General features: G+C 70.4%; 16 protein-coding genes. 5 read left to right on the top strand and 11 right to left on the bottom strand.

Features of this window, described 5'->3' with window-relative positions; all coding sequences use genetic code 11:
- Positions 1 to 176: 176 nt before the first annotated feature.
- From ACIHFD_RS62545 to ACIHFD_RS62515, 7 genes are read right to left on the bottom strand one after another with little or no spacing between them, the layout of a single operon-like run.
- Positions 177 to 1,238, bottom strand: coding sequence for a hypothetical protein (locus ACIHFD_RS62545; RefSeq protein WP_397375054.1), 1,062 nt, complete (start codon positions 1,236 to 1,238; stop codon positions 177 to 179).
- The gene (locus ACIHFD_RS62540) at positions 1,235 to 1,492 is read right to left on the bottom strand and encodes an acyl carrier protein (protein ID WP_355199297.1); all 258 of its coding nucleotides are present in this window, start codon (positions 1,490 to 1,492) and stop codon (positions 1,235 to 1,237) included. Before ACIHFD_RS62540 ends, ACIHFD_RS62545 begins: the two co-directional genes overlap by 4 nt.
- A gap of 5 nt (positions 1,493 to 1,497) precedes the next feature.
- Entirely contained in the window at positions 1,498 to 2,688 is a 1,191-nt protein-coding gene (locus ACIHFD_RS62535) for a radical SAM protein (RefSeq protein ID WP_397375053.1), read from the bottom strand.
- 22 nt (positions 2,689 to 2,710) lie between these two features.
- Positions 2,711 to 3,679 carry a phosphotransferase family protein gene (locus ACIHFD_RS62530; RefSeq protein ID WP_397375052.1) on the bottom strand — a complete coding sequence of 323 codons (969 nt, stop codon included), beginning with the start codon at positions 3,677 to 3,679 and terminating at the stop codon, positions 2,711 to 2,713.
- On the bottom strand, positions 3,679 to 4,698 hold the full coding sequence (locus tag ACIHFD_RS62525) for a MupA/Atu3671 family FMN-dependent luciferase-like monooxygenase (protein WP_397375051.1): 1,020 nt from the start codon (positions 4,696 to 4,698) through the stop codon (positions 3,679 to 3,681). Before ACIHFD_RS62525 ends, ACIHFD_RS62530 begins: the two co-directional genes overlap by 1 nt.
- The gene (locus ACIHFD_RS62520) at positions 4,688 to 6,151 is read right to left on the bottom strand and encodes an AMP-binding protein (protein ID WP_397375050.1); all 1,464 of its coding nucleotides are present in this window, start codon (positions 6,149 to 6,151) and stop codon (positions 4,688 to 4,690) included. Before ACIHFD_RS62520 ends, ACIHFD_RS62525 begins: the two co-directional genes overlap by 11 nt.
- A complete protein-coding gene (locus ACIHFD_RS62515; protein ID WP_397375049.1) occupies positions 6,148 to 7,881 on the bottom strand; it encodes a condensation domain-containing protein in 1,734 nt (577 codons plus the stop codon). Before ACIHFD_RS62515 ends, ACIHFD_RS62520 begins: the two co-directional genes overlap by 4 nt.
- Before the next feature lie 300 nt (positions 7,882 to 8,181).
- Between ACIHFD_RS62515 and ACIHFD_RS62510 the strand changes: the two genes are divergently transcribed.
- Both ACIHFD_RS62510 and ACIHFD_RS62505 read left to right on the top strand, forming a co-directional pair.
- The gene (locus ACIHFD_RS62510) at positions 8,182 to 9,960 is read left to right on the top strand and encodes an ABC transporter ATP-binding protein (RefSeq protein WP_397375048.1); all 1,779 of its coding nucleotides are present in this window, start codon (positions 8,182 to 8,184) and stop codon (positions 9,958 to 9,960) included.
- Positions 9,957 to 11,708, top strand: a complete 1,752-nt coding sequence (locus ACIHFD_RS62505) for an ABC transporter ATP-binding protein (RefSeq protein WP_397375047.1) — start codon at positions 9,957 to 9,959, stop codon at positions 11,706 to 11,708. Before ACIHFD_RS62510 ends, ACIHFD_RS62505 begins: the two co-directional genes overlap by 4 nt.
- Positions 11,709 to 11,714: 6 nt before the next feature.
- Here ACIHFD_RS62505 and ACIHFD_RS62500 read toward each other — a convergent pair whose 3' ends face one another.
- From ACIHFD_RS62500 to ACIHFD_RS62490, 3 genes are all read right to left on the bottom strand, one after another.
- Positions 11,715 to 12,443 (bottom strand): NAD-dependent epimerase/dehydratase family protein, encoded by a 729-nt coding sequence (locus ACIHFD_RS62500; RefSeq protein WP_397375046.1) that lies wholly within the window; start codon positions 12,441 to 12,443, stop codon positions 11,715 to 11,717.
- A gap of 54 nt (positions 12,444 to 12,497) precedes the next feature.
- Entirely contained in the window at positions 12,498 to 13,616 is a 1,119-nt protein-coding gene (locus tag ACIHFD_RS62495; protein WP_397375045.1) for a HesA/MoeB/ThiF family protein, read from the bottom strand.
- Positions 13,617 to 13,809: 193 nt separating this feature from the next.
- Positions 13,810 to 14,571, bottom strand: coding sequence for a phosphotransferase (locus ACIHFD_RS62490; RefSeq protein WP_397375044.1), 762 nt, complete (start codon positions 14,569 to 14,571; stop codon positions 13,810 to 13,812).
- Positions 14,572 to 14,784: 213 nt separating this feature from the next.
- On the opposite strand from ACIHFD_RS62490, the gene ACIHFD_RS62485 reads away from it, so the two are divergent.
- Together ACIHFD_RS62485 and ACIHFD_RS62480 are read left to right on the top strand one after the other, a co-directional pair.
- The gene (locus ACIHFD_RS62485; protein WP_397375043.1) at positions 14,785 to 15,108 is read left to right on the top strand and encodes a hypothetical protein; all 324 of its coding nucleotides are present in this window, start codon (positions 14,785 to 14,787) and stop codon (positions 15,106 to 15,108) included.
- Positions 15,109 to 15,212: 104 nt separating this feature from the next.
- Positions 15,213 to 16,199, top strand: a complete 987-nt coding sequence (locus tag ACIHFD_RS62480; RefSeq protein WP_350740162.1) for a polyprenyl synthetase family protein — start codon at positions 15,213 to 15,215, stop codon at positions 16,197 to 16,199.
- A gap of 67 nt (positions 16,200 to 16,266) precedes the next feature.
- Here ACIHFD_RS62480 and ACIHFD_RS62475 read toward each other — a convergent pair whose 3' ends face one another.
- Complete coding sequence (locus ACIHFD_RS62475; protein WP_397375042.1) at positions 16,267 to 19,149, bottom strand: choice-of-anchor L domain-containing protein; 2,883 nt, start codon at positions 19,147 to 19,149, stop codon at positions 16,267 to 16,269.
- A 290-nt stretch (positions 19,150 to 19,439) separates the two neighbouring features.
- On the opposite strand from ACIHFD_RS62475, the gene ACIHFD_RS62470 reads away from it, so the two are divergent.
- Positions 19,440 to 22,043 carry a M4 family metallopeptidase gene (locus ACIHFD_RS62470; RefSeq protein ID WP_397375041.1) on the top strand — a complete coding sequence of 868 codons (2,604 nt, stop codon included), beginning with the start codon at positions 19,440 to 19,442 and terminating at the stop codon, positions 22,041 to 22,043.
- Positions 22,044 to 22,050 lie beyond the last annotated feature (7 nt).

Genomic DNA, 22,050 nt, shown 5'->3' with positions numbered 1-22,050 from the left:
CCCCGCCCGGCCAACTGCCCGCGCTGGCCATCGACCAGATCGTGTGCACGGCCGCCGCCATGGCACCGGAAATCCCTGCCGGCCAGGTCACCGTCCTCGGGGCCGGGCAGGACAGCGGCCCCCGAAGCTGCCCGAGGTAATGCTGGGCGGCTCGTGACGGGGGAGCGAGCACGGCGTCAGCTGGCAACCGCCGCCAACTCCCGCGCGTAATCACGGGGCCGGTCGTGCAGGTCGAGCAGGCGGCGGTGCATCCGCGCCAGCGGTTCCAGCGAGAAGCCGGTGTCCCGCCACGCCTCGAACGTGATGCCGATGCCCAGGTCAACGCAGAACTGCACGTTACGATCCTCGTGCTCGCCGTACCCCTCCAGGCAGATGATCGGCGTCGCCGCGGTGAACGCGTCGAGGATCGTGCCTCCGCCCAGCTTGGCCATGATCGCCACGGCGTGCCTGGTCAGGTCGAGTGCCTGGTGATGGTCCTCGGCCTGCTCGTACACGGGGGGCGCGTCGGCGACGATCTCGCCGAAGGGCGGGAAGCCGTCGTCGTGCCAGGGATTCCAGGACGGATCCATCATGAAGCGACGCGAGCCGGGAGCCAGGTCGGGGGACTCGCCGACGTCGCGCACCACGAGGTCGAGGGGCAGGCCCGCGGCGTTCAGCTCGGCGGCCCGCTCCAGGTACGTGCCCATCGACCAGCCGCCGCCGTGCGCCAGGACACGCCTGTCCCGATCCTCCCAGCGCAGCGGCGGCTCGGTGGTGGCCCTGATCGTCCAGGGGATGTCGTTGCCGGCGGAGTCGAACAGCCACACCTCCCGATGCCTGTCCAGCGACTCGGCCCGGCGGGCGAAGGACGGCGAGTTGGCCGAGTCGGCGTGGCACACGTCAACGGGTACGGCCCCGAACTCCTCCGCGTAACTCTCCACGACGGGCAGCCAGAGACCGCTGAAGACGACGAAACGGTGGACCGCGCCGTCATGCCAGCGCTTCTTCGCCGATGCGATCAGCATCGGGTCGAAGGCGTCCGACAGGTTGCGGAAAAGGCGCTGGCCGACCCGGGCGAGACGGAAGTCCCGCTGGTACGCCTCCTTGCTCGCGGAGATCCTGTCGCGCCGTTCGGGCTGCCAGAACGCCTCGGCCAGGAAGACCTCGCCGGACGCCCCGAGCTCCTTGAGCCGCCGCCTGAGCAGCAGGCCGGTGACGTGGGCGCCGAGCCCCGGGCCGCCTGTCAGGATCGCGATCATGCCAGGGCGTTGACATGCGACAGGACGAAACCGCAGAAGGCGCGGATGGAGTACAGCCCCTCGATGTCCAGCCGGTCGAAGTCGAGCTCCACGTTGAACCTCTCCTCGACCATGAACAGGAAGTTGATCAACTGGATGGAGTCCATGCCCAGCTCACGGATGATGTCCGCGTCGTCGCCGAGCTCCTCCGCGGCCCAGTCGTCGCCCAGGGCCTCGGCCAGCATCGACTTGATCTGCGGCAGGAGGTCGTCCATCTCGTTCACACTCCGTTTTCGTAGAGCGATGAGCACTTCGAGCAGACGGGCATCAGGCCCGTCGCGCGCAGCGTGGTGCGCACCCGGCGGAAGGCGGGGCTGTGCCAGACCTCCGCCAGCGTCCCGTCCCTGATGTCCCCGACGATGAACTCGGGGAAGAACTTGCACGAGCTGACCTTGCCGTCGGCGTGCACCTCCAACCGGCTGGAGACCGCCAGGCAGGTGGACTTGCCCGCGACCAGCCGGCTGCGGCCGAGGGCGAAGTCGGTGACGTCGTCGAGCGTCACCTCGGGCGTGTAGCGGATCCAGGGCTTCCACACGCGTCCGGCGAGCCTTCTCATCGACTCCAGCAGGACGGGGATGTTGTCCGGTTCGAGGTGGTAGGTGTAGGAGTGCCAGGTGGCCTGCCCGGGCGGGGGCGGCGGGTTGAGCCAGGCGAAGTCGCGCGCGTACACCTCGTCCATCCGCGTGGCGGCCTCGGGAGTGATCCACCAGGGCAGCTGGAAGAAGACCGAGTGGAGCTCCAGCTCCTCGGCCCACTCCATGAACTCGTACAGGCGGCCCGCCGTCGCGTTGCTGACCATGGAGTTGACGGTGACCTCGCCCTGATACTCCCCGCTCCTGCGCAGGTCGAGCAGGGTCTTGAGGTTGCGTTCCGTCCTGGAGAACGACCTGGGCCCGCGCAGCGCCTCGTGGTCGGCTTCGAGCCCGTCGAGGCTGACCGTCAGGTTGAGGTTGCTGCCGAGCTTGAGCAGGTGCTCCAGGTTGCGCTCGATGAGCAGGCCGTTCGTGCAGATGTTGACCTTGCGCGGGTAGCGGAGAAGGAGCTCGACCAGTTCGGGCAGGCGGCGGTACATCAGCGGCTCGCCGCCCCACAGCCAGGTCTTGGGCCTGGTCGCGTCCGTCTCGCGGAGCAGCCGTTCGAGCACCTCGATGTCCAGCTCGGCGGTGACCCGGTCTCTGCTGTAGTCGCGCAGGAAGCCCTGGTCGTTCCACTGGAAACAGTGGTCGCAGCGCAGGTTGCAGGAGTAGGTGAGCTGTAGGCTGAGCTCGCCGGGCAGGTCGGTCGCGTAGCCGGGATCGGCTCCGACCCCCCTCTTGGTCCGCGACCGCACCGTGAGCTTGCGCCGGACGTCGGCGAACTCGGCCGGGGTCAGCGTCCTGCTGGATCGATTCTCCGTCAGCTTTCTTTCCACCTTGCTCATCTCCCTGCGCGGTTCAGCGGATCAGCTGTTCGAGGAGCACTTTCACGACGCGGTCATGGCGGTCGGCGTCATCGAATCCCCGGGGCTTCTCTTCGATGATCATGATCAGGTAGAGGTAGGTCCGATAGAGGGCGAGCCTGGTTCGCGCGCTCCCGGTGAGTTCGAGGCGCCCGCCGGCCTGCCGGTAGCCCTGCAGCAGGTCCGGGTCGTGCTCGGCGCGGCCGTACACGTCGAGGGAGACGAAGTCGGCCAGCGGATCCCCCCAGAACGCGCGTTCGTGATCGATCAGCGCCGCGATGCGCGGCGGCCGGCGGTCGAGGTCCAGCAGGATGTTGCCGGGCCACAGGTCGAAATGGACCAGGGCGGGCTCGGTGATCTCGTCGAGCGCGCCGGCGTCGGCCCGTACGGCACGCGCGATCTCGTCGGCCGGCCAGGGAAGGTCGGCGTCGAACCGGACGGCGTCGGCGAGGAGGCCGTCGACCATGGCCAGGAAGGCCTCCCGCCAGGTGGCGGCCCTCATCCCGGGCAGATGCGGGTAGCCGAACTCCGTCCCCTTGATGCGATGCAGCGCGGCGACGTACTCCCCGAGCGTGGAGCGCAACTGCCGGGACTCCTCCTCGGCCAGCCGCTCGGTCGCGTCCGACCAGGGGACTCCCTCGACCGCGGTCATGATCAGATGCGGTACGGGGCCATCGAGGCAGGCGTGGAGCAACCGGGGCTGCGGGACGCCGGCCCCCTCGGAGAGGGAGTAGAACAGCGCCTCCGTCCGGATGATGTCCCGCTCGTAGGCGAGGAGTCCGGCATCGCCGGGAGGGCTGAGCTTGAGGACCACCTCGGAACCGTCGTCCAGCCGGACGCGCCACAGCGCGGCGAACGTACCCGCTCCCAGCTCTCGCGCGGCGACGGCGCGGCGTCCGAGGGCGCGCTGGACGAGCCCCTTGACCTCGGCCTCGGGCAGGCGCCTCTTGGTGTGCGCGTCCATCAGTGATCACCGCTGTCCAGCAGCTTGCCCAGCAGATCCAGGCTCCCGAGGACCGCGGACGTCTCCAGGCCGAAGTCGATGAGGCAGGCGATCTCGTCCACGCCGATCGCCGCCAGCCGGCGGACCCGTTCCGCCGCGACGGCCGGCTCGCCCAGCAGGCCCGCCTCGTCGAAGAACCGTTTGACGGCCCTGCGCGTCATGAACTCGACAGCCTTGGGGCCGAGCGCGGCGGGGTCGACGTCGCGCGCCGAGCCGGCGCTCGAACCGAGGTGCAGGCCGACCGAACTCCGGACGTACGCCGTCAGCGCCTCCCGCACCGCGTCGGTGGGCGGCCCGAGGTGGGTGTGCAGCATCACCACCACGTCGCCGGGCCTGCCGTCGAGCCCCGCGCGGTATTCCTTGATCTTGAGTGCCAGCTCGTCGACGCTCTGGCTGAGCAGGTTGGTCAGGACCCCGACGCCGAGGGTGCCGGCAGTGCGGAACGTCCCGACGCTGCCGGAGCTCGTCAGCCAGACCGGGAGCTCCGGCTGGACGGGTGGCGGGAAGATGCGGACCCGCTGTTCCTCGCCCACCCCGGTGACGACGCTCACCTCGTCCCCCCGCCACAGGCGGCGGACCTGTTCCAGCGTCTCCACGGTGATGCGGGTCCTGTCGGCGTACCTGTCGGGGTTGAAGGCGAAGTCCACCGCGTGCCACCCGGAGGCGAAGGACACCCCCACCCGCCCGCCGGACAGGTTGTCGACCACGGCCCAGTCCTCCGCGATGCGGATCGGGTGATGCAGCGGGGCGACCACGCTGCCGGCGCGGACGGCCACGCGTTCGGTGACCGCGGCGACGGCCGCGCCGGTCACCGCGGAGTTCGGATAGAGCCCGCCGAACGCGTGGAAGTGCCGCTCCGGCGTCCACACGGCCGTGAAGCCGTGCGCGTCCGCGTAGCGTGCCCCCTCCAGGAGCAGCTCGTAGCGGTTGGCGGAAGGTTGCGTGCTGTCGTCGGCGAAGTAGAACAGACTAAAACGCATCGGCTCTTTCTCTTCCGCGGGTCTTCTCCGGAGGCTGGGGCAGCCGGGGGCGGTCGACCTTCCCGCTCAAGGTCCGTGGCAGCTCGTCGAGCCACACGAACACGGTGGGAACGACGCCCGGCGGGAGATGTTCGCGCAGATGGTGCAGCACCTCCTGCTCGTGGCGGCCGTCGTCGGCGACCACGTACGCGCAGAGCTTCTCATCCACGAGGACGACGTGGGCGTCGTGGACCCCGGGGGAGCGCATGAGCACGTTCGCCACGTCGTCGAGCTCCACGCGCACGCCGTTCACCTTGACCTGCCGGTCGCGTCTGCCCAGGAGCTCCAGGGAGCCGTCCGGCCGGAACCGCCCGAGGTCGCCCGTCCGGAACCGGTGCGGATCGGACGGGTCGAAGCCGCCTTGCCGTTCCCCGAGGTAGCCGTGGAGCGAGAAGGGCGTGCGCAGCTCGACCTCGCCCGACTCCAGGAGCCGCACCGTCACACCTGGGAGGGGTTCGCCGACGGGGACCGATTCCGCCGTCGCGTCCGCGGCGGTGATCCGGTGGAAGAGCTTGGTCATCGTGGTCTCGGTGGGGCCGTAGAGGTTGATCAGCTCCTTCTCCGTCCCGAAGAGCTCCTGCCAGGAGCGGACGTCGGAGGGACGTACCGGCTCTCCCGCCAGCAGGACGGCGCGCAGTTCGCGCAGCGACCCGGGTGTCAGGTCCGCCGCTCGGAGCGTGCGGAAAACCGTGGGGACGCAGTGGAGGATCTGCACGCGGTTGGTCTCCAGCCAGTGGGCGAGCCCCTGGCCGCTGCGGGCGCTCTGCGGGGCCACGACCATCGTCCCGCCGGAGCACAGCGGGACGAAGGCGTCGCGCAGGAAGGCGTCGAACCCGGCGGAGGTGAGCGAGGAGACGCGCGTCCCCCTGCCCGCGCCCACGAGGTCGATCTCCCAGGTGACGAAATGCGTGATCGCCGGGAGGCTTCCCACGACCCCCTTCGGCCGGCCCGTGGTTCCCGAGGTGAAGTAGACGTAGCCGGGGCCGTCCGGCTCGCCGGGGTTCCATCGTGCCGGATCCACCGCGTGGTCTCGTACGTCCCGGGCGTCCAGGGTCCGGAACCCTTTCGTGCCGGTTCCGGCCAGGACCGGAGCTCCGGCCCGGTCGACGACGACGGCTCCCGGCCGCAGGTCGTCGATGGCCATGGCCAGCCGCGCGGGCGGCGTTCGTACGTCCACCGGAGCGAACACGCGGCCGCAGGCCATGGCCGCGAGCATCGCGGCGACGGTCTCCACCGGATCGGCGCACACGATGAGCACCGGATCGCCGCCCGGGACGGTATCGAGTTCCGCCAGGTGTCCCGAGGCCCGGACCGCGAGGTCGTGGTAGGTGGCGACCCGCTTCCTGCCGTGGATCGCGATGTCCTGCGGATGAGCCCGAACGTGGCGCATCCACCGGCCGACGACGCCGGTCATCCCGGCTGCCCTGTCGTACGGCCCGCGCCTTCCGCCACCACGGGCCGGTCCAGCCAGGCGTCCAGGTCGCTCACGTCGTCCGGGGCGTGATCGCAGAGCACATAGCGGCGGGGCGTCATCGCGGTGGGACGGCGGCGCAGGCCCTCCATGCAGAGCGCGTGCGCCTCCTCGGCGGATCGGACCCGCGGGCCACGGGCGAGGAAGGCCACCAGCGGCTCACCCCGGACCTCGGGGAAGACCCGGGCGGGGAGCGGCGTGAGCACCTCGTCGAGGAGTCGCTGCACCTCGCCGACCTGGATCCAGCACGAGTCGACCAGCAGCCAGTCGCCGTCCCGTGGAAGCGGGCCCAGCCCGGTGACCTCGTCCATCCGCGGGCGGCTCAGATCCTCCGAGGCCGCCGACAGGAGGAGGCGCTCGATCGCCAGCAGGATCCGTTCGAGCTCGTCCCTGGGGACCCGGTCCAGGTGGCCGGTCCACAGCCGCAGGCGGAGCGTCTCCTCCGCGGCGAACAGGTCGAACCTGAGCATGACGTCGGTCTCCACCATGGGTGTCCAGGTGAGAGCGGTCTCGGCCGGGGCCTCCGGAGGCTGGGAGTCGAGCCGGCCCACCACGAGATTGTTGAACAGGGGCTCGAAGCAGAAGCGGACACCTCGCCGATGCTCGGCTCGTCCGGCGATCTGCGAGCGTTTCTCGACGTCGTAGATCCCGTGCTTGCCCGCCTTCACGGTCGCCAGCCAGGCCTGGTGGACACATCTGTCGAAACTCATGGATTCCAGGTCCACGCGCATGGGGGCCGACTGCACCAGAGTCCCGAGGTAGTCCGCCGAACGGCTGTCGTACCGGTTGCTGGAAAGCGTCAGGAAGTCACCGGCGGAGTGCCCGGTGCGCTGGGAGAGCACGGCGCAGATGGCGGCCAGGACGATCGCCGGGCGGCCGAATCCGACGCGCGCCTCTGTCTCGGCCAAGGCCGTCGCCGCCGCCTGCGAGCACAGTTCGGCGGCGACCGAGTCGCGCGGCGAGCCCGTGGAGGCGGCCGTGTAGAGGTGGTGCGGCGCCCGGTTCAGCACGCTCTCCCACAGCGCCAGAGCGCTCGCCGTACGGCGCGCCAACGGCGGACGCCGCTCGGCCCAGGCCTGGTCCAGCGGCTGATGACGGGCCTGCCCGATCTCACGCTCCGCGGGGTGGCGCACCAGGTGCGCGAACTCGCGGCCGAAGACGGCGAGGCCGAGGAAATCCGCGGTCAGATGAGAGAGGTCCATGACGCCGGCGAGGACCTTGCCGCCGCGCGTGGCCAGGGCGACGCGCAGCGGATGCGTCTTGGGACTGTACGGCGGGCGTGTGTCCAGGAGGGTTCCGAGCTCCGCCGCCAATGCGGCGGACTCCACCGGCCCGGCGCCGGCGTCGAAGCGGTGGATGATCAGCTCACCCGCCGCGGCGACCCGCTGGGCCGGGGGAGGGCCGGTCGCGTAGGTGGAGCGCAGCCCCTCATGACGGGCCAGCAGAACGGCGAAGGTCTCGGTGACGTCGTCCAGCTCGGTGCCCTCGGGCAGCTCCAGCGCCCACCGCATCCAGCCGTGCGCGTCGGGAAAACCGTCCAGCCACCGCAGGATGTTCAGCTGGCCGAGGGTCAGGGGCCCGTCACCGGCGCGATCGCCCTGGAAGGGGACGACGATCGGTTCGCACTCCGTCAGCGTGAGCTCGTGAGTGAGCGCGGTGAAGACATTCGGCATCGACGCAGATCACCCTCGCAGACACGTGCTTCGCGTGGACCGAAGGACCTTGTTCCTCTGCATTCAGCCCATCGCAGAGTCCAAGCTGCCGAAACTTTCGGACTGCCCCCGATAAGCTAGCCGGAGCGTATGTGAGCATTTTTTGATCGTCAAGAGCCATCGGAAGCCTTGTCAAGGACATGGAGCGGGTGCCGGCCGCACGGGAAGGCTCCATTGACCGACCCGCGGAATCGGACATACGCTGCGCAAGATTTCGCGAGGGAATGGAAAGTTTTCGTCGGCCTTGCCTGAGGGATGCCCATGCGAGAAAGGCTGGACCTGCTGAGGCTCTTCCGCTACGCGGGCCCGGCGGTGTCCATCGCGTTGACCGTGATGGTTCTCATCGATGCGGTGGTGCCCGCGGGCGTCGCGATCGCCGTCCAGGAACTGGTGGCGGCGGACGGCCGATCCGCGCTGGCGCCGGTGCTGCTCATGAGCGGCGTGGTCCTGGCCGGGCAGCTGGCGCTGGCGTTCCGGCTCCCCGTGGGACGGCTGGCGGCCGACCGCATCGACGGCGCGCACCGCACGCGGATCGCCGCCCTGGTGATGGGCGTGCCGACCGTGGACGTGGCCGAGAGGCAGGACGTCCAGGACCGGGTGAAGACGACCACGGCGGAGCCGCGGGACTGGGTCGACAGGACGTCGGGCGACGGCGCCGTGAGCCAGCTGGAGCTGGTGGGCCATGCCGTCGGGATGGCGTCATCCGCGGTGGTGCTGGCCTGGTGGTCGTGGTGGCTGGTGCCGGCGACGGTCATCCCGGCGGTGTGCTTCCGCATGATGCACGGCCGCCAGTGGGTCCGGCATTTCCGGATCTGGGTGGAGGGCGTCCTGTACCACCGGCGGTGGAAGTACTGGGGTGAGGTCGCCACCACGCCGGCGGCGGGCCGGGAGCTGCGCGTCTTCGGAGCGGGCGAATGGCTGCTCGGGCACTACACGCGTGACATGCGCACCCACGTGGATCCCGTGTGGGAGGACGATCGGCGGGTGCTGCGCCAGTTGTGGCTGGCGCTGCTCCTCCCGCTGGCCGGATGCACCGTGGCCTTCACCTGGGTGGCCCTCGGCACGGCGGCCGGCCAGGGCAGCATCGCGCTGGAGGTGGCCGTGGTCACCGCGGCCTGGTCGGTGTTCAGCGTGGCCATCAGGACCGACGACGTGATCTCCCTCGAAGGGGCTCGGCCGGTCAGGCGGGCCGCCGGTGAGCTGGAGCGGATCAACCCCGCGCCGATCCCGCTGCGCGCGCACGCCGAAACCCCAGCGGGCCCGCCGCCGCTGCTGCGCTTCGAGAACGTACGCTTCGGCTACCCGGGCCGGCAGGTGCTCAACGGCGTCGACCTGGAGATCAGGCCGGGGGAGTCGCTGGCGCTGGTCGGGCTCAACGGCGCGGGCAAGTCGACGCTGACCAAGCTGCTGGCCGGGCTGTACCGGCCCGACTCGGGCAGGATTCTCGCCGACGGGACGGACATCGCGGACATCCCCGACTGGCAGTCCCGGCTGAGCGTGGTGTTCCAGGACTTCCTGAAGTACCCCCTCTCCCTGCGCGACAACATCGCCCTCGGGGCCGCCGACCCCGATCTGCTCTCCGGCGTCGTCCGGGACGCCGGGCTGGTCCCCGTGGTGAGCCGGTTGTCCGGCGGGTACGACACGCCGCTGTCGCGCAGCCGTACCGCGGGGGTGGACCTGTCGGGCGGCCAGTGGCAGCAGGTCGCGCTCGCCCGCGCGCTCTACGCCACCCGCCGTGGGGCCAGGATCCTGGTGCTGGACGAGCCCACGGCCCACCTGGACGTCCGCACTGAGCACGACCTCTTCCAGCGGCTGCCGGACATCACCGAGGGGATCAGCGTGGTGCTGATCTCGCACCGCCTCTCGACGGTACGGCAGGCGGACCGGATCGTGCTGCTCGACGGCGGCCGGATCACCGAGTCCGGGACGCACGAGGAGCTCATGGCCGAGGGCGGGCAGTACGCCACCATGTACGCGCTTCAGGCCCAGCGCTTCAGCCAGGGATACGACGACCGGCTGGACGAAGGAGATCTCGCGTGAGGGAGTACGCGCGCCTGTGGCGTGAGCTGATCGTGCTGTGCCGGCAACGCCATCCCGGGGCGACGGCCTTCCTGATCGGCTGGCACGTGGCCTCGACGGTCATGTTCGCGGCGGTGGGGCTCACGCTGCGCGCGCTGGTGGAGGCCACCCAGGCGGGCACCGCCACCGCGATAGGCGTGGCGGCGCTGGGCGCCGCGCTGGTGCTCACCCTCAACCTCGGCGTCGAGCACATCGCCTACCTGCGGACCATCCACCTGGTGGAGCGGATCAGCCTGACCGAGGTGGAGCCCCGGATCCTGCGCGCCTGCGCCGAACTGCCGCAGGTGGGACATCTGGAGGAGCCCGAGTTCCTGGACCGGGTCACCACGTTGCGCGGCCAGTCCGGCGCGGTGGTGGACTGGGCGTGGGCGGTCCTTCAGGCCGTCGCCGCCACGATCGGACTGCTGGTGGCGCTCGCGGTGCTGGGCGGCGTGAACCCCTGGCTGCTCGCGCTGCTGCCGTGCGCCGCCGTACAGCTGGCCATGGAACGGCACGGCCGCAAGAAGATCGCCGAAGAGGACCTGGAGTCGGCCGAGGACCTGCGCCTCCACCGGGACCTGTACGACGACATCTGCGTGAACCCGGCCGCGCTGAAGGAGCTGCGTGTCTACGGCGCCGCGGCGGAGGCGCTCAAGCTGCAGGCCGAAGCCTGGGAGCGGGTGACGCGCTCACGCGCCCGCGCCGCCCTGATCGCCGCCGGCTGGTCGTCGGCGGGCTGGCTGGTCTTCGGCGCCGGTTTCACCCTGGCGATCTTCCTGGTCACCGCGGCGGGCCACCCGGGGGACATCATCCTGGCCGTGTCCATGGGCGTCCAGTTCCGCAACGTGGTGGAGCACGCGCTGCACCGATCCATGCAGGTCGGCGGGTACCGCCGGCTGCTGCGGCCCTACCTGTGGCTCATGGAGTACGCCCGGACGCACCGCGACACCGCCGACGCGGCCCCGCCCGTCCGGCTGCGGCGCGGGATCGAGCTGCGGAACGTGTCCTTCACCTACCCGGGGACCACCGAGCCCGTCCTCGAGGACCTGTCCGTGCACCTGCCCGCCGGAGCGGTGGTCGCGGTGGTCGGCGAGTACGGTTCCGGCAAGACCACGCTGGTCAAGCTCCTGGCGAAGATGTACGCCCCCGACTCGGGCAGCATCCTCGTCGACGACGTGGAGCTGTCGGCCCTGGACACCGCCGGCTGGCGGGCCTCGATGAGCGCCGCCTTCCAGGACTTCGGCCGTTACTGCACCACCTTCGAGGACTCCGTCCTGATGGGCGGCCGAGGCGATCTGAACTCCACGGTGCGCGACGCCGACGCCGGAGAACTGGTCTCCCGCCTGCCCGACGGCCCCGCCACCGAGCTCGGCCGCCGCTTCGGCGGGATCGAGCTGTCGGAGGGCCAGTGGCAGAAGGTGGCGCTCGCCCGCTCCGGCGCACGGGCCCGGCCCCTGCTGTTCGTCCTGGACGAGCCCACCGCCTCCCTGGACGCCCCGAGCGAGCACGCCATCTTCGGCCGCTACGCGCGGCGTTCCCGCGAACTCGCGGCCTTGAACGGAGCGATCAGCGTCATCGTCTCCCACCGCTTCTCCACCGTGGCCGACGCCGACCTCATTCTGGTGATGGCGGCGGGAAAGCTGGTGGAGTGCGGCGGACATGACGAACTGCTCACCCGGAACGGCATGTACGCGGACCTCTACGGCATTCACGCCGCCGCGCACGCCTGAGCTTCTTCAGAAACGGTAATAGCGGTCGATGACGCTTCGATAGTAGGTCGGCGAGAAACCCATCCGGGCCGTGGACGGCGCGTGCTGCGCCATTCTCTTCGTCGACACGTTGTAGTCGTTGGCCGGGGTGTCGACATAGACCTTGGTGACGGCCCGGCCGGACAATGTCAGCAGATAGGAGACGATTTCCTCGGCGGTCACCGGATGGCCCGAGGCGATATTGACCGTCGCGTGACGAAGGCCGCAGGAGAGGAGTTCGGCGGCGATGGTCACGAGGTCCGCGACGTCGATGAGATCGCGGCGCGCGCCCCGGTAGACGGTCACCACGCCGTCGTTGACCTGGGAAACCAGTGCGGGCAGCAGCTGATGCCGCCGTTGGTGCGGCCCGACGACCTCCGTCACCCGGAGGATGAGATGGTCCACCCCGGACGCCCGTATCGCTTTCTCCATCTCCACCTTGTGGCGCCCGTACGCGGTGGTGGGATGAACCGGGTCCTCTTCCGAACGCGGCGATCCGTCGCCGTTCCCGTAGAGATGTGCCGACGCCGTGGAGAAATAGAGGAGCCGGCGGGCGTCGCCCATCGCCTCATGGAGCAGAGCGGCTTCCCGGCGAAACTCCGTCGCTTCGGTCGTGGTCGACCGCGACACCCCGGCGGCGAACACCACCGTACCATCCATCTTCATCGGTGAATTGACGAACGCCCGGGCAATCATTCCGTCGCCGACGACCTCCATGGAAATCTATTCTCGTATGAAGACCAGCATTCGGCGAGGTTTCTCGACCTGGATTCACGGCGTTGTTTCCCGTTTCTCGGCAGAGAGCCGTTCTCCGCAGTTCGGGCAGTCGGGCCGCCTCGGGATGGGCCGCGAGCGGATCTCCAGCGGCCAGAAGTCCACCTCGCTCCACCGCCCGCTCAGCGCCGGGGGCAACCCCGTCAGGACCCGGATCGCCTCCCAGGCCAGAATCGTGCCGACCAGCCCGCACAGCGCCCCGATGGCGCCCGCCTTCTGCCTCTTGCCGACCAGCGACTCCATCCGGCCGCGCCCGTGGTCGGCGAAGGTCTCGGCGCGGACGCAGGTCCAGCACGCGGTCTCGCCGGGCAGGACCGTGGTGCCGAGCACCCCGATGTGGTACGCGTACCCGGTGCCCAGGATGTGCGGCACGTCCGGCCAGCAGGCCTCGCTGACCCAGGTGGACGTGTCGTTGGGCGTGGGCAGGTCGATCGCGTTGATCACGATGTCCGCGCCGTCCACCAGGTCGGCGAGGTCGGCGGCGGAGGTGACGCGCCGGTCGAACGTCTCGACCGTGACGAAGGGATTGGCGGCCCGCAGCCTGGCCGCGGCCGCCTCGACCTTCGGCGCTCCCACGTCGGCGACGCAGAACAGGGTCTGCCGGGTCAGGTTCGACGGCTCGACCCGGTCGAAGTCGCACAGGCGGATGGTGCCGACGCCCGCGTTCGCCAGGGAGAGTGCGACCCAGCCGCCGAGCCCGCCGACCCCGCACACCACCGCGGTCGAGCGGTCGACCCGCTCCTGCAACTGCACGCCGCTGGAAAGGTCGGTGAGGCCCTGGTCGCAGAAATCCTGGAGCAGCCGCAATTGGCGGTCGTAGAATTGGGCGCGATCGTCGCCGAGCCGCGCGAACGACCCCTCGAGGTGACCGACCCGGCTCAGCAGCCTCTCTTCCGTGAGGATTTGCAGCACCTCGCCGAGCGGCTGCGAGTCACCGACGGACCGCTCGATCTCGGCATATGTACGGGTGCCGTCCAGAAGTGTTATCACCCGTTTCACAAAGGCGTCGGCGGCGAATCTCTTCACCGTTCTGTCCGCCGTGCAGAGGAAGAGCAGTTCGTCGCCCTCGGTCTGGACGATCACGCTTTCCCGCAGGCGGGGGCGCCAATCCGTCACGTGTTCCTCCGAGTGCGGGTGAGGTGAAAACACCTCACCCGCACGCTGTCAGTTGCCGGCGGAATTCGAAGCGGTGACGGCGCCGACGCGCATGCTCGTCTCTTCGAGCTTCACCATGACAGGACGTCTTCGCATGGCCCCACCTTACGTCCGGACGGATTCCTTCACTGCATTCTCTCCATGACAGAGTTTTTTACAAGGGAAACTCGGACAACTCCTGAATCGCCTGGTCGAGGTCGTCGGCGACGCCGCCTTCGTACAGCTGGACGTAAAGCTCGTCGGGGCCGCGGCCATATCTGCGTATCTGGCCGGCCCGCACGCGCAGGCGCGCCTGCGCCTCGCGGACGATCTCCTCGGGGCCGCCGCGCCAGCCGTACTCCTCGAGGAACAGGCGCAGCCGCTCCGGCCGGGCGGCCTCGTCGCGGAATCCGTCGGCCGTCGCCGCGCGCCGGGCGTACAGCGGCACCCAGGCGATGGCCACCCACGCCACGTCCGAGTCCGGTGTGACCGGCCCGGCGAAGTCCCAGTCGAAGAAGCCGGTCAGCCTGCCCTCGTGCCACGCGGCGTTGAACGGCCCGGCGTCGTTGTGCGCGATGATCGTTCCCGGGGTCCAGGACCCGCCGAGCCGCCAGCGCGCCGTGGGAGCGGGCACGTAGTCGGCCACGGCCTCGTGGTAGTCGCGCAGCCAGCGGGCCACCTGGACCAGCGCGTCCTCGCTCCACGCCCACGCGGGCCACGGTGGCGCGCCGGCGATCTCGCCCGCCAGGTAGGTGAGGATCTCCCGGCCCTCCGCGTCCACGCCCAGGACGCGGGGAGCGCCGCCGAACCCCTTGCGCTCCAGGTGCCGCAGGAGCTCGTGAACCGACGCCGACCACGCGCGCACCGGCCGCCGCACCGTGGCGCCGATCCGCACCACGGCCTGGTCGTTGCCGCCCATGAGCCGGTCAGCGGCCATGGCCGTCCCGGGTCGCGGGCTCGGCGGCGAGTGCGCGTACGGTGTCCGGGCGGTGGTGACGGCTGGGAACGGCCGGCCAGATCTGCCGCAAAATCCCCATATCACCGGTCCCCGGGTCAGCCATGTGTCGGCCAGCGATCTCCACCCTAATTTTCTCGCCCGAGGCTGTCCATGATCCCGTGAAGGGCGCGATGACATGCGATCATCGGCGCTATGACGTCCCCCCTTGATCAGCGCACCCGCCGGACCGGCGCCGTCGGCTTCTCCGTCGTGTGCGTGGCGGCCCTCACCGGTTACGGGCTGTTGGCATGGAGCGTCTACGCGCTGGAGTGGATGACCACGGAGCTGATCATGGGCAGCGTCATCGCGGCCGTGGCCCTTCCTGCCGCCGGCATCGCCGTCGGGGCAGCCGTCACGGCAGGGCGGCCTCGTGACACGCGGATCTTCGCGGTTGCGGCGGGCGCGGCCCTTGGCGCGGTCTGTCTGCTGCTCGGCTCCACCGGCTCCTTCATGTTCGCGTTGTTCGGGAACGTGTAGCGGCTCGGCGGGACGGAGTTCGACGCCGACTACGACATCTCCCCGCGGCGCGGATCTCAGGGTTAGAGTCTGCCGGATCATGAAATATCACGGAGAAGGCGGATATGTCGGCTATCGAGCAGCTGAAGTTAACCGACCCTGACCTGGCGGAACACCTGCGCAAGAGCATGGCCGAAGTGGAGGCCAGGCTGCACGTGGCGGCCGCGGAATCGCCCGACCCCCTGGTGAGCCAGACCGCCGGCTACCTCCTGGGCGCGGGCGGCAAGCGGTGGCGCCCGCTCCTGGTGCTGCTGGGCGCCCAGTTCGGCGACCCGGAGCGCGACTCGGTGCTGGACGCGGCCGCGGTCGTCGAGCTCGTCCATGCCGCCTCGCTGTACCACGACGACGTGATGGACGAGGCGCCGCTGCGCCACGGGGTGCCCAGCGCGCACACCCGCTGGAACAACAAGATCGCGATTCTGGCCGGCGACCACCTGGTCGCCCGCGCCGCCACGCTCAGCCTGGGCCTGGACGAGCAGGCGCGCCGCGCTCAGGCGGAGGCCTTCGAGCGGCTGGTGATGGGGCAGATCAGGGAGGTGGCGGGCCCGCGTCCCGGCCAGGATCCCGTCGCGCACCACCTGGAGGTGGTACGCGACAAGTCCGCCTCCCTCATCGCGCTGTCCGTACGGCTGGGCGGCATCTGCGCGGGCGCCGACGCCGGCACGGTCGCGGCGCTGGGGGAGTACGGCGAAGCGCTCGGCGTGGCCTTCCAGCTGTCCGACGACCTGATCGACATCGTCTCCGGCGCGGACAGGGCGGGCAAGGCGGCGGGGACCGACCTGCGCGCCGGCGTGCTGACCCTGCCCGCCCTGCTGGCGCTGCGCGAGGGCGGGCGGCTCGGCGAGCTCCTGGCCGCCGGCCCGCTCCAGGACGCCGAGCTGCACGCCGAGGCGCTGGAGCTGTTGCGCTCGTCGGCCGGCCTGGCCGCCGCCGGGTCGGAGGCGGCCAGGTACGCGGCCGAGGCGCGCTCGGCCGCCGGGCGGCTCCGTGACTGCCCGGCCAAGCAGGTCCTGGAGGCTCTGTGCGAGCTGGTGTCCTCCCGCGCGGCCTGACAGCAACCCGCGAACGCCGACCCGGGCCGTTGCCGCGGGCCGGGTCAGCGTCCCCGTGGGGTCCCGGTCAGAGGTTGAGCGGGATCTTCACGTACGAGCCGTCGATGTTGCCCGCCTTGTCGATGCTCCGCAGGTGGAGCGTCCAGGTCCCGGTGGAACCGGTGGGCTTCATCCAGTAGAACGGCAGGCCGTACGTGGAGTACTGCGGGGTGTCGTCCGGATCGCTGGACACGATGGCCCATTCGATCCGCCCCACGCCCGACCCGCCGGCGTCGGTCGCGGAGGCGTCGACGTGCACCCGCTTCCTGCCGTCGTACTCGTCGTACCCGAGCGTGACGTCGGTGTCGGGCGGGGTCTCGTCGTCCGCCGCCGAACCGGTCACCGTGGGCAGCGGGTCCTGGGCCGGGCAGCCCGAGTCGCACGGCGTGACGGAGACGCGGGTCGCGGGGACCGTGACGCCGCCGCCGTTGAGGGTGATGTGGTCGTTCGGCCCGATGAGGATGGGCTCGTACGGGATGGTCGAGGTGATGACGCCGTTCTCGTACGTGCGCAGCCGGAGGTAGACGTAGCCGAAGTCCGTCGAGGTGATCGTGGCCGCGGCCCTGCCCTGGCGGAGGAAGGCGGAGATGCGCTTGTACGGGCCGACGCCCGCGGCGTAGGAGCTGCCGGGGATGTCCTCCAGCTCGACCTCGGTCGCCGGGTCGGTGAACCCGGTGCGCAGCCCGCCCGCGTCGGTGAGCAGCAGGTTGACCGGGCCTCTGATCTCCACTTCGGTGCCCGTGAGCCCGCCGGCGGCGGCCGCCTGGACGCTGTCGTCCTGCTGCGGCGCGAGGGCGGACGTGACGGGTCCTTCGCCCTGGATGGCGTTGACGGCGTCGTAGACGACCTGCGACTCGTTGGGCAGTTCGACGTGGCCGATGCCGGAGTAGGCGGGCTGGACCACGGAGTTGCCGCGCAGCCCCGCGGTGAGCCGGGCCGAGCCGAGCGGCACGGTGCCGTCACCGAGGTCACTCCAGTTGATCATGACGCCGGTGCCGCTGACGCAGCCGTCCCACCAGCCCTTCTTCTCGTTGCAGTGCGCCTCGGGGAACTCGTCGAAGCTCACCGGGGTGGTCACGCCGGTGCCCACCAGGCGGGTCAGGCCGACCCTGGACTCGGCGGGGTTCCAGGCGTCGGACGCCCGGTGCCAGGCGCGGGCCTTGTCGATCAGCGCCAGGTTCTTGTCGCTGAGCATGTCGCGCACCTGGTCGGGGGTGAGCGGGCCGCCCGGTACGCGGTTGACCGGCGGCTCGACCACGGTGTGGTAGTTGTCGGAAGGCAGGAGCTCCAGGAAGCCGGGGAAGTTCTTGGTGATCTTCGCGGCCTGGTTCCTGTTGAGCAGGCAGCGGCCGGCGGTCAGGTCGATCACGCAGGGCGTCTTGTAGTGCATGACGCCCAGCGCCTTCGCGGCGCCCAGGTACGGGGTGGCGATGGTGGAGATCCGGTTGATCTTGCCAACGGAGCGCTGCATGCGCGTGGCGCCCAGTGTCACCAGCCCGCCCTGGGAGTGGGCGATGATGTTGACCCGGTCGGCGCCGGTGGCCTGCAGGACCGACTCGATCCGGTCCAGCAGCTGGTCCGCGTTGTGGTCCGACGACTTGCGCCAGTCCACGGGGTTGAGGAAGAGGTTCTCGCCCGGCTGCGGGTTCTCGATGTCGCCCAGCACGTACCCGGCGTTCTGCAGGTGGCTGACGGTGCCCGCGTAGATGGACTTGATGTTGAGGATTTTCATGATGACCTCGGGTGCGTAGACGCCGTTGCTCTTGGCGTCGGTCTCCCCGTCGTCGTTCAGCATGATGTTGTCGAGGTGCGAGTCGCTCAGGCTGAGCAGCTTGGTCAGGGTGCCCGGCCAGTACTCGGTGCTCGCGTCCCTCAGCTTGGACCCCATGATGCCCGGCACGAAGATCACCGGCTTGGTGACGGGCTTGGCGCCGGTGCCGCACTCGGCCGGCTCGTCCTGGGTGTAGGTGAGCTTGCGCACCAGCGCGGCCGAGTCGTAGACCGCGTCGTGCTGGTCGAAGATCGACAGGTAGAGCTTGTGCGACCCGCCGGTGATGGGGGTGGAGGCCTTCATCAGCGGCGTGGCCCCGTCGTACGTCGTCCCGGCCGAGGCCGAGGCGGTCATCGCCAGCAGGCCGGTCGTGTTGGTGGAGATGACGTTGCCGGAGGGGTCGAAGGCGAAGTTGTCCGGTGCCAGGATGGTCGACTCGTTGGTGGTCCAGGTGGTGCGGTCCAGCTCGGCGACGAAGCCGTCGTTGTAGGCGGACCTGACGAACTCGGGGAACTCCTCGCTGAAGTACTTGACCTCGAAGGTCATGCACGTGGCCCAGGACGGGACGTCCAGGTCGACCCGGAGCACGGTGACGTCGTAGGCGCTGTCGCCGCGGACCTTGCCGCCGCCCGAGTCGCGCCCGTCGGATTGGAACTGGTTGGCCTGCGGCGCGAGGGTGGCGTCGCCCGTGGTCAGCAGGGCGCCGGTGCCGGAGAGGCCGCCGATGCCGGTGCCCAGGCCGTTGGTCCCGGTGGCGGGCGGGGTGGTGACGTAGGAGGCCGTGACCAGGCTGCTGTCGCCGACCAGGGCGCCGGCCAGCGCCCTGGCGCCGTCGGCGCCGGTGTCCACCGGGGTCACGCTGCCCGCGTCGACGTCCAGCGTGGTGACGTCGGCGGAGCGGGTCTTCCGGGCCTCGCGCGCCTTGGCGGCGCGCTCGCGGGCGGTCTTGCGGTCGGTGGGCCTGCCGACGGAGATCGTGTGGCGCTCGGAGGAGGGTGCGCCGGTGGAGGGGGCGCTGGACAAGGCGGGAGACGGGGCGGGGGAGGGGCTGACGGGATCGGCGAGGGCGGGGGCGGGGGCGGTCATTCCGGTCCCTGCCATCGCGACGGCGAGCATGACCAATAAGAACCTGCGGCGCATCGGCTGCTCCAGGCTGGGTCGGGCCGTGAGAACGGACTTCGCTCCGGGCGTTCGTGTCACGGCGGGCCGGGACCAGCGACACCAAGATCAAAGCGGAGAAAACGTATACATCAACACGTACGCGGTCAAGTCCGAAAAATGGATATTGACGGAACATGAAGGAGGCTCAATACTCCAGGTGATCAATCCCCTGGCCTCCCTACAGCCCCCGTGAGCACTGGTCTACGCATGCCTGTGTGCTGGCGGTCTGCACCCTTCCCGATACCCCCCGCACCTGTGTGGAGCATGCCATGCGCTTGGCCAAAAACGTTTTCCGTGCCTTATGGGCGGGTGGGCTCGCAGCCGCGGCCTGCGTCGCGGTGACCTGGGGGATGCTGGCGCTGCTCGTGAGCGGCGCGGAAGGACTGGTCGGGAGTTTCCTGGCCAGGAGCGTGAACGGGGTCACCACCGCGGCGGCCGCCGCCACGGGCGGGCCGGTGGACTGGTGGTCGGCTACGCTCTCCTCCGGCGGCCGGATCTGGCCGCTGCGCTTCCTGCTCCAGGGCTCGCCGATGGTGCTGCTCGCGCTCGGGCCCGTGGCGGCCGGGCTGACGGCCGGCCTGCTCACCCGGGGCAGGGCCCGGCTGCTCGCCGCCTCAGCCGGGTACGCCGCCGTGATCACCACCACGGCCACGGTCACCGCCCTGGTGGCGCCGGGCGAGCTCGCGGCCGTCAGCACGCCCTGGCCGATCGCGTTCGTGCTGGCCCTGGCCTGGTGCTTCACCGTGGGGCTGGCCGGCCAGGCGGCGCGCCGCGTGAAGGTCGTGGCCGCCGGCGCGGCCGTCCTGCTGCTCGCGCAGCTCTCCGTCTCCGGTTCCGCGGTCGCCGCCCCTCCGGCCAAGGCCAGGACCGAGCTGCCGGTGACCATGGCGGCCGCGGGCCCGCCCGAGCCCGCTCCGGTCGGCTACTTCCGTCCGGGCGTGACCGAGGCGCTCGCCAAGGTGGGGGTCTCCAACGCCGCCGACGGAGCGAAGATCGCCGCCGACACCGGCGTCACCATGGCCAAGGACCCCTGGCTGGGCGTGCCCACGATGCTGAGCCTGCAGAGCCCCGCCGGCAAGGACGTCAAGAGCTGGCTGCGCGCCAACGCCGGGCTCCTGGCGGCCAAGGACCCCGTCGCCCAGCTCACGGAGCTGCCGGCCAGGCCCAAGGACCCGCTGGGACTCAAGCACGACTGGTTCCAGCAGCAGGTCGACGGCGTGCCGGTGTACGGCGCGCGGGTGGGCGTCCATCGCGACGCCAAGGGCAAGACCGTGCTCAGCCTGACCAACAACTTCATCCCCGACCTGGCCCCCACCGGCACCAAGCCGACCCTCGACGCCGGATCCGCCGTGACCGCCGCCGGCCGGGCCATGCCGGGCGCGAAGGCGGGCGCGGCTCCCGAGCTCCTGCTGCTGCCCGACGAGCCGGACCCCGGCAAGCCGGTGGCGGCCACGCTGGTCTGGCGGGTGCCGATGGCCGCCGACGACGGCCGTGCGACGGTCTTCTACGTCGACGCGCTCAGCACCGGGCGGATCGTCAAGTTCGAGCCCGGCCACCTGGAGTACAAGAACCGCAGCGTCTGGGACCTGAACAACAACCCGCGCCCCAGCGGCGGCCCGGCCAGGACCGAGGGCGAGGGCCCGGTGTCCGAGCCCGACGTCAACGCCGTCTACGACCACAGCGGCCGGTTCTACGACTACCTGTCGAGCACCTTCGGCCGCGACAGCTGGGACGGCGAGGGCGCCAGGATGAACTCCTACGCCCGCTACTCCAACGACCGCAACCACCAGCCGGTCAAGAACGCCTTCTTCGACCCGCTGACCGGCGAGACCATGTTCGGCGAGGGCACCGCCACGCTCACCATCGTCTCCCACGAGTGGCAGCACGGGGTCACCCACTCCAGCGCCGGCCTGTTCTCCTTCTTCCAGGGCGGGTCGCTCCACGAGAGCTTCTCCGACGTCTTCGCGGCCTTCACCGAGTACAAGGTCAAGGGCAGCACCAACTGGAAGGCGGGCGAGGGCAGCTCGCTCGGCGTCATCCGCGACCTGGCCAACCCCAGCGCGCTCAGCTATGACGGCAAGCCGCACCCCGACCACTACAGCAAGTACTGGCTGGGCTGCGCAGACGGCGGCTGGGTCCACTTCAACAGCCTGATCCCCAGCCACGCCTGGTACATCCTGGCCACCCGCATCGGCATCGAGAAGACCCAGGAGATCGCCTACCGCGACCTCACCACCCAGCTCGGCCCGCGCTCGCGCTTCTCCGACACGCGCGCCGGCGCCATCCAGGCGGCCTCGGACCTGTACGGCAAGAACTCGCCCGAGATGCTGGAGGCCTGGCGTGCCTTCGGCGCGGTCGGGATCGACGGCAACTACGAGTCGCCGCGCCAGGAGTGCATGTGCTTCGCCGACGAGTCGCTGACCGGCGTCGGCCTGGAGGCGCTGGACCCCGACGGCGCCGGCACCGACGCGACCGTGGCCGGCCTGCTGCGCGTCCGCGACATCTTCGAGAACGCCGAGTCCGGCGCCGTCATGCACTACGCGCAGCTGTACGCGCGAGCCAACAGCCGCGCCATGGAACTCCTCACCACCAGCGACACGCTCCGCAGGCAGACCGCCCACCTCATGCAGAGCATGGAACCGGCCTTCCGCACGGTCAACACGCCGCAGGGTGACCTGACGACCGTCACGCAGGGGCAGATCGACGAGATCAACGCGCTGGTCGACGCCTACCTCGAGGCTGACATCGACGCGGGCAGCGACGGCACCTGGACGGCTCTGGCCCGCTCGGAACTCGAGTACGCCAACATCCAGTCGATGGTCGGCATGTCGGTCAACGAGGCGTACGCCTACCTCGAATCACTCTTCGACTAAGGAAACA

The organism is Nonomuraea sp. NPDC051941, from assembly GCF_044593615.1.
Note: the sequence above shows the minus strand (reverse complement) of the source record. Positions and strands in the feature narration are given on the sequence as shown.

Coding starts and splice junctions, on each gene's coding strand:
- ACIHFD_RS62520 (WP_397375050.1), bottom strand. CDS start 6,151: ATGACCGGCGTCGTCGGCCGGTGGATGCGCCACGTTCGGGCTCATCCG.
- ACIHFD_RS62500 (WP_397375046.1), bottom strand. CDS start 12,443: ATGGAGGTCGTCGGCGACGGAATGATTGCCCGGGCGTTCGTCAATTCA.
- ACIHFD_RS62510 (WP_397375048.1), top strand. CDS start 8,182: ATGCGAGAAAGGCTGGACCTGCTGAGGCTCTTCCGCTACGCGGGCCCG.
- ACIHFD_RS62485 (WP_397375043.1), top strand. CDS start 14,785: ATGACGTCCCCCCTTGATCAGCGCACCCGCCGGACCGGCGCCGTCGGC.
- ACIHFD_RS62530 (WP_397375052.1), bottom strand. CDS start 3,679: ATGGACGCGCACACCAAGAGGCGCCTGCCCGAGGCCGAGGTCAAGGGG.
- ACIHFD_RS62480 (WP_350740162.1), top strand. CDS start 15,213: ATGTCGGCTATCGAGCAGCTGAAGTTAACCGACCCTGACCTGGCGGAA.
- ACIHFD_RS62475 (WP_397375042.1), bottom strand. CDS start 19,149: ATGCGCCGCAGGTTCTTATTGGTCATGCTCGCCGTCGCGATGGCAGGG.
- ACIHFD_RS62515 (WP_397375049.1), bottom strand. CDS start 7,881: ATGCCGAATGTCTTCACCGCGCTCACTCACGAGCTCACGCTGACGGAG.
- ACIHFD_RS62545 (WP_397375054.1), bottom strand. CDS start 1,238: ATGATCGCGATCCTGACAGGCGGCCCGGGGCTCGGCGCCCACGTCACC.
- ACIHFD_RS62490 (WP_397375044.1), bottom strand. CDS start 14,571: ATGGCCGCTGACCGGCTCATGGGCGGCAACGACCAGGCCGTGGTGCGG.
- ACIHFD_RS62470 (WP_397375041.1), top strand. CDS start 19,440: ATGCGCTTGGCCAAAAACGTTTTCCGTGCCTTATGGGCGGGTGGGCTC.
- ACIHFD_RS62525 (WP_397375051.1), bottom strand. CDS start 4,698: ATGCGTTTTAGTCTGTTCTACTTCGCCGACGACAGCACGCAACCTTCC.
- ACIHFD_RS62540 (WP_355199297.1), bottom strand. CDS start 1,492: ATGGACGACCTCCTGCCGCAGATCAAGTCGATGCTGGCCGAGGCCCTG.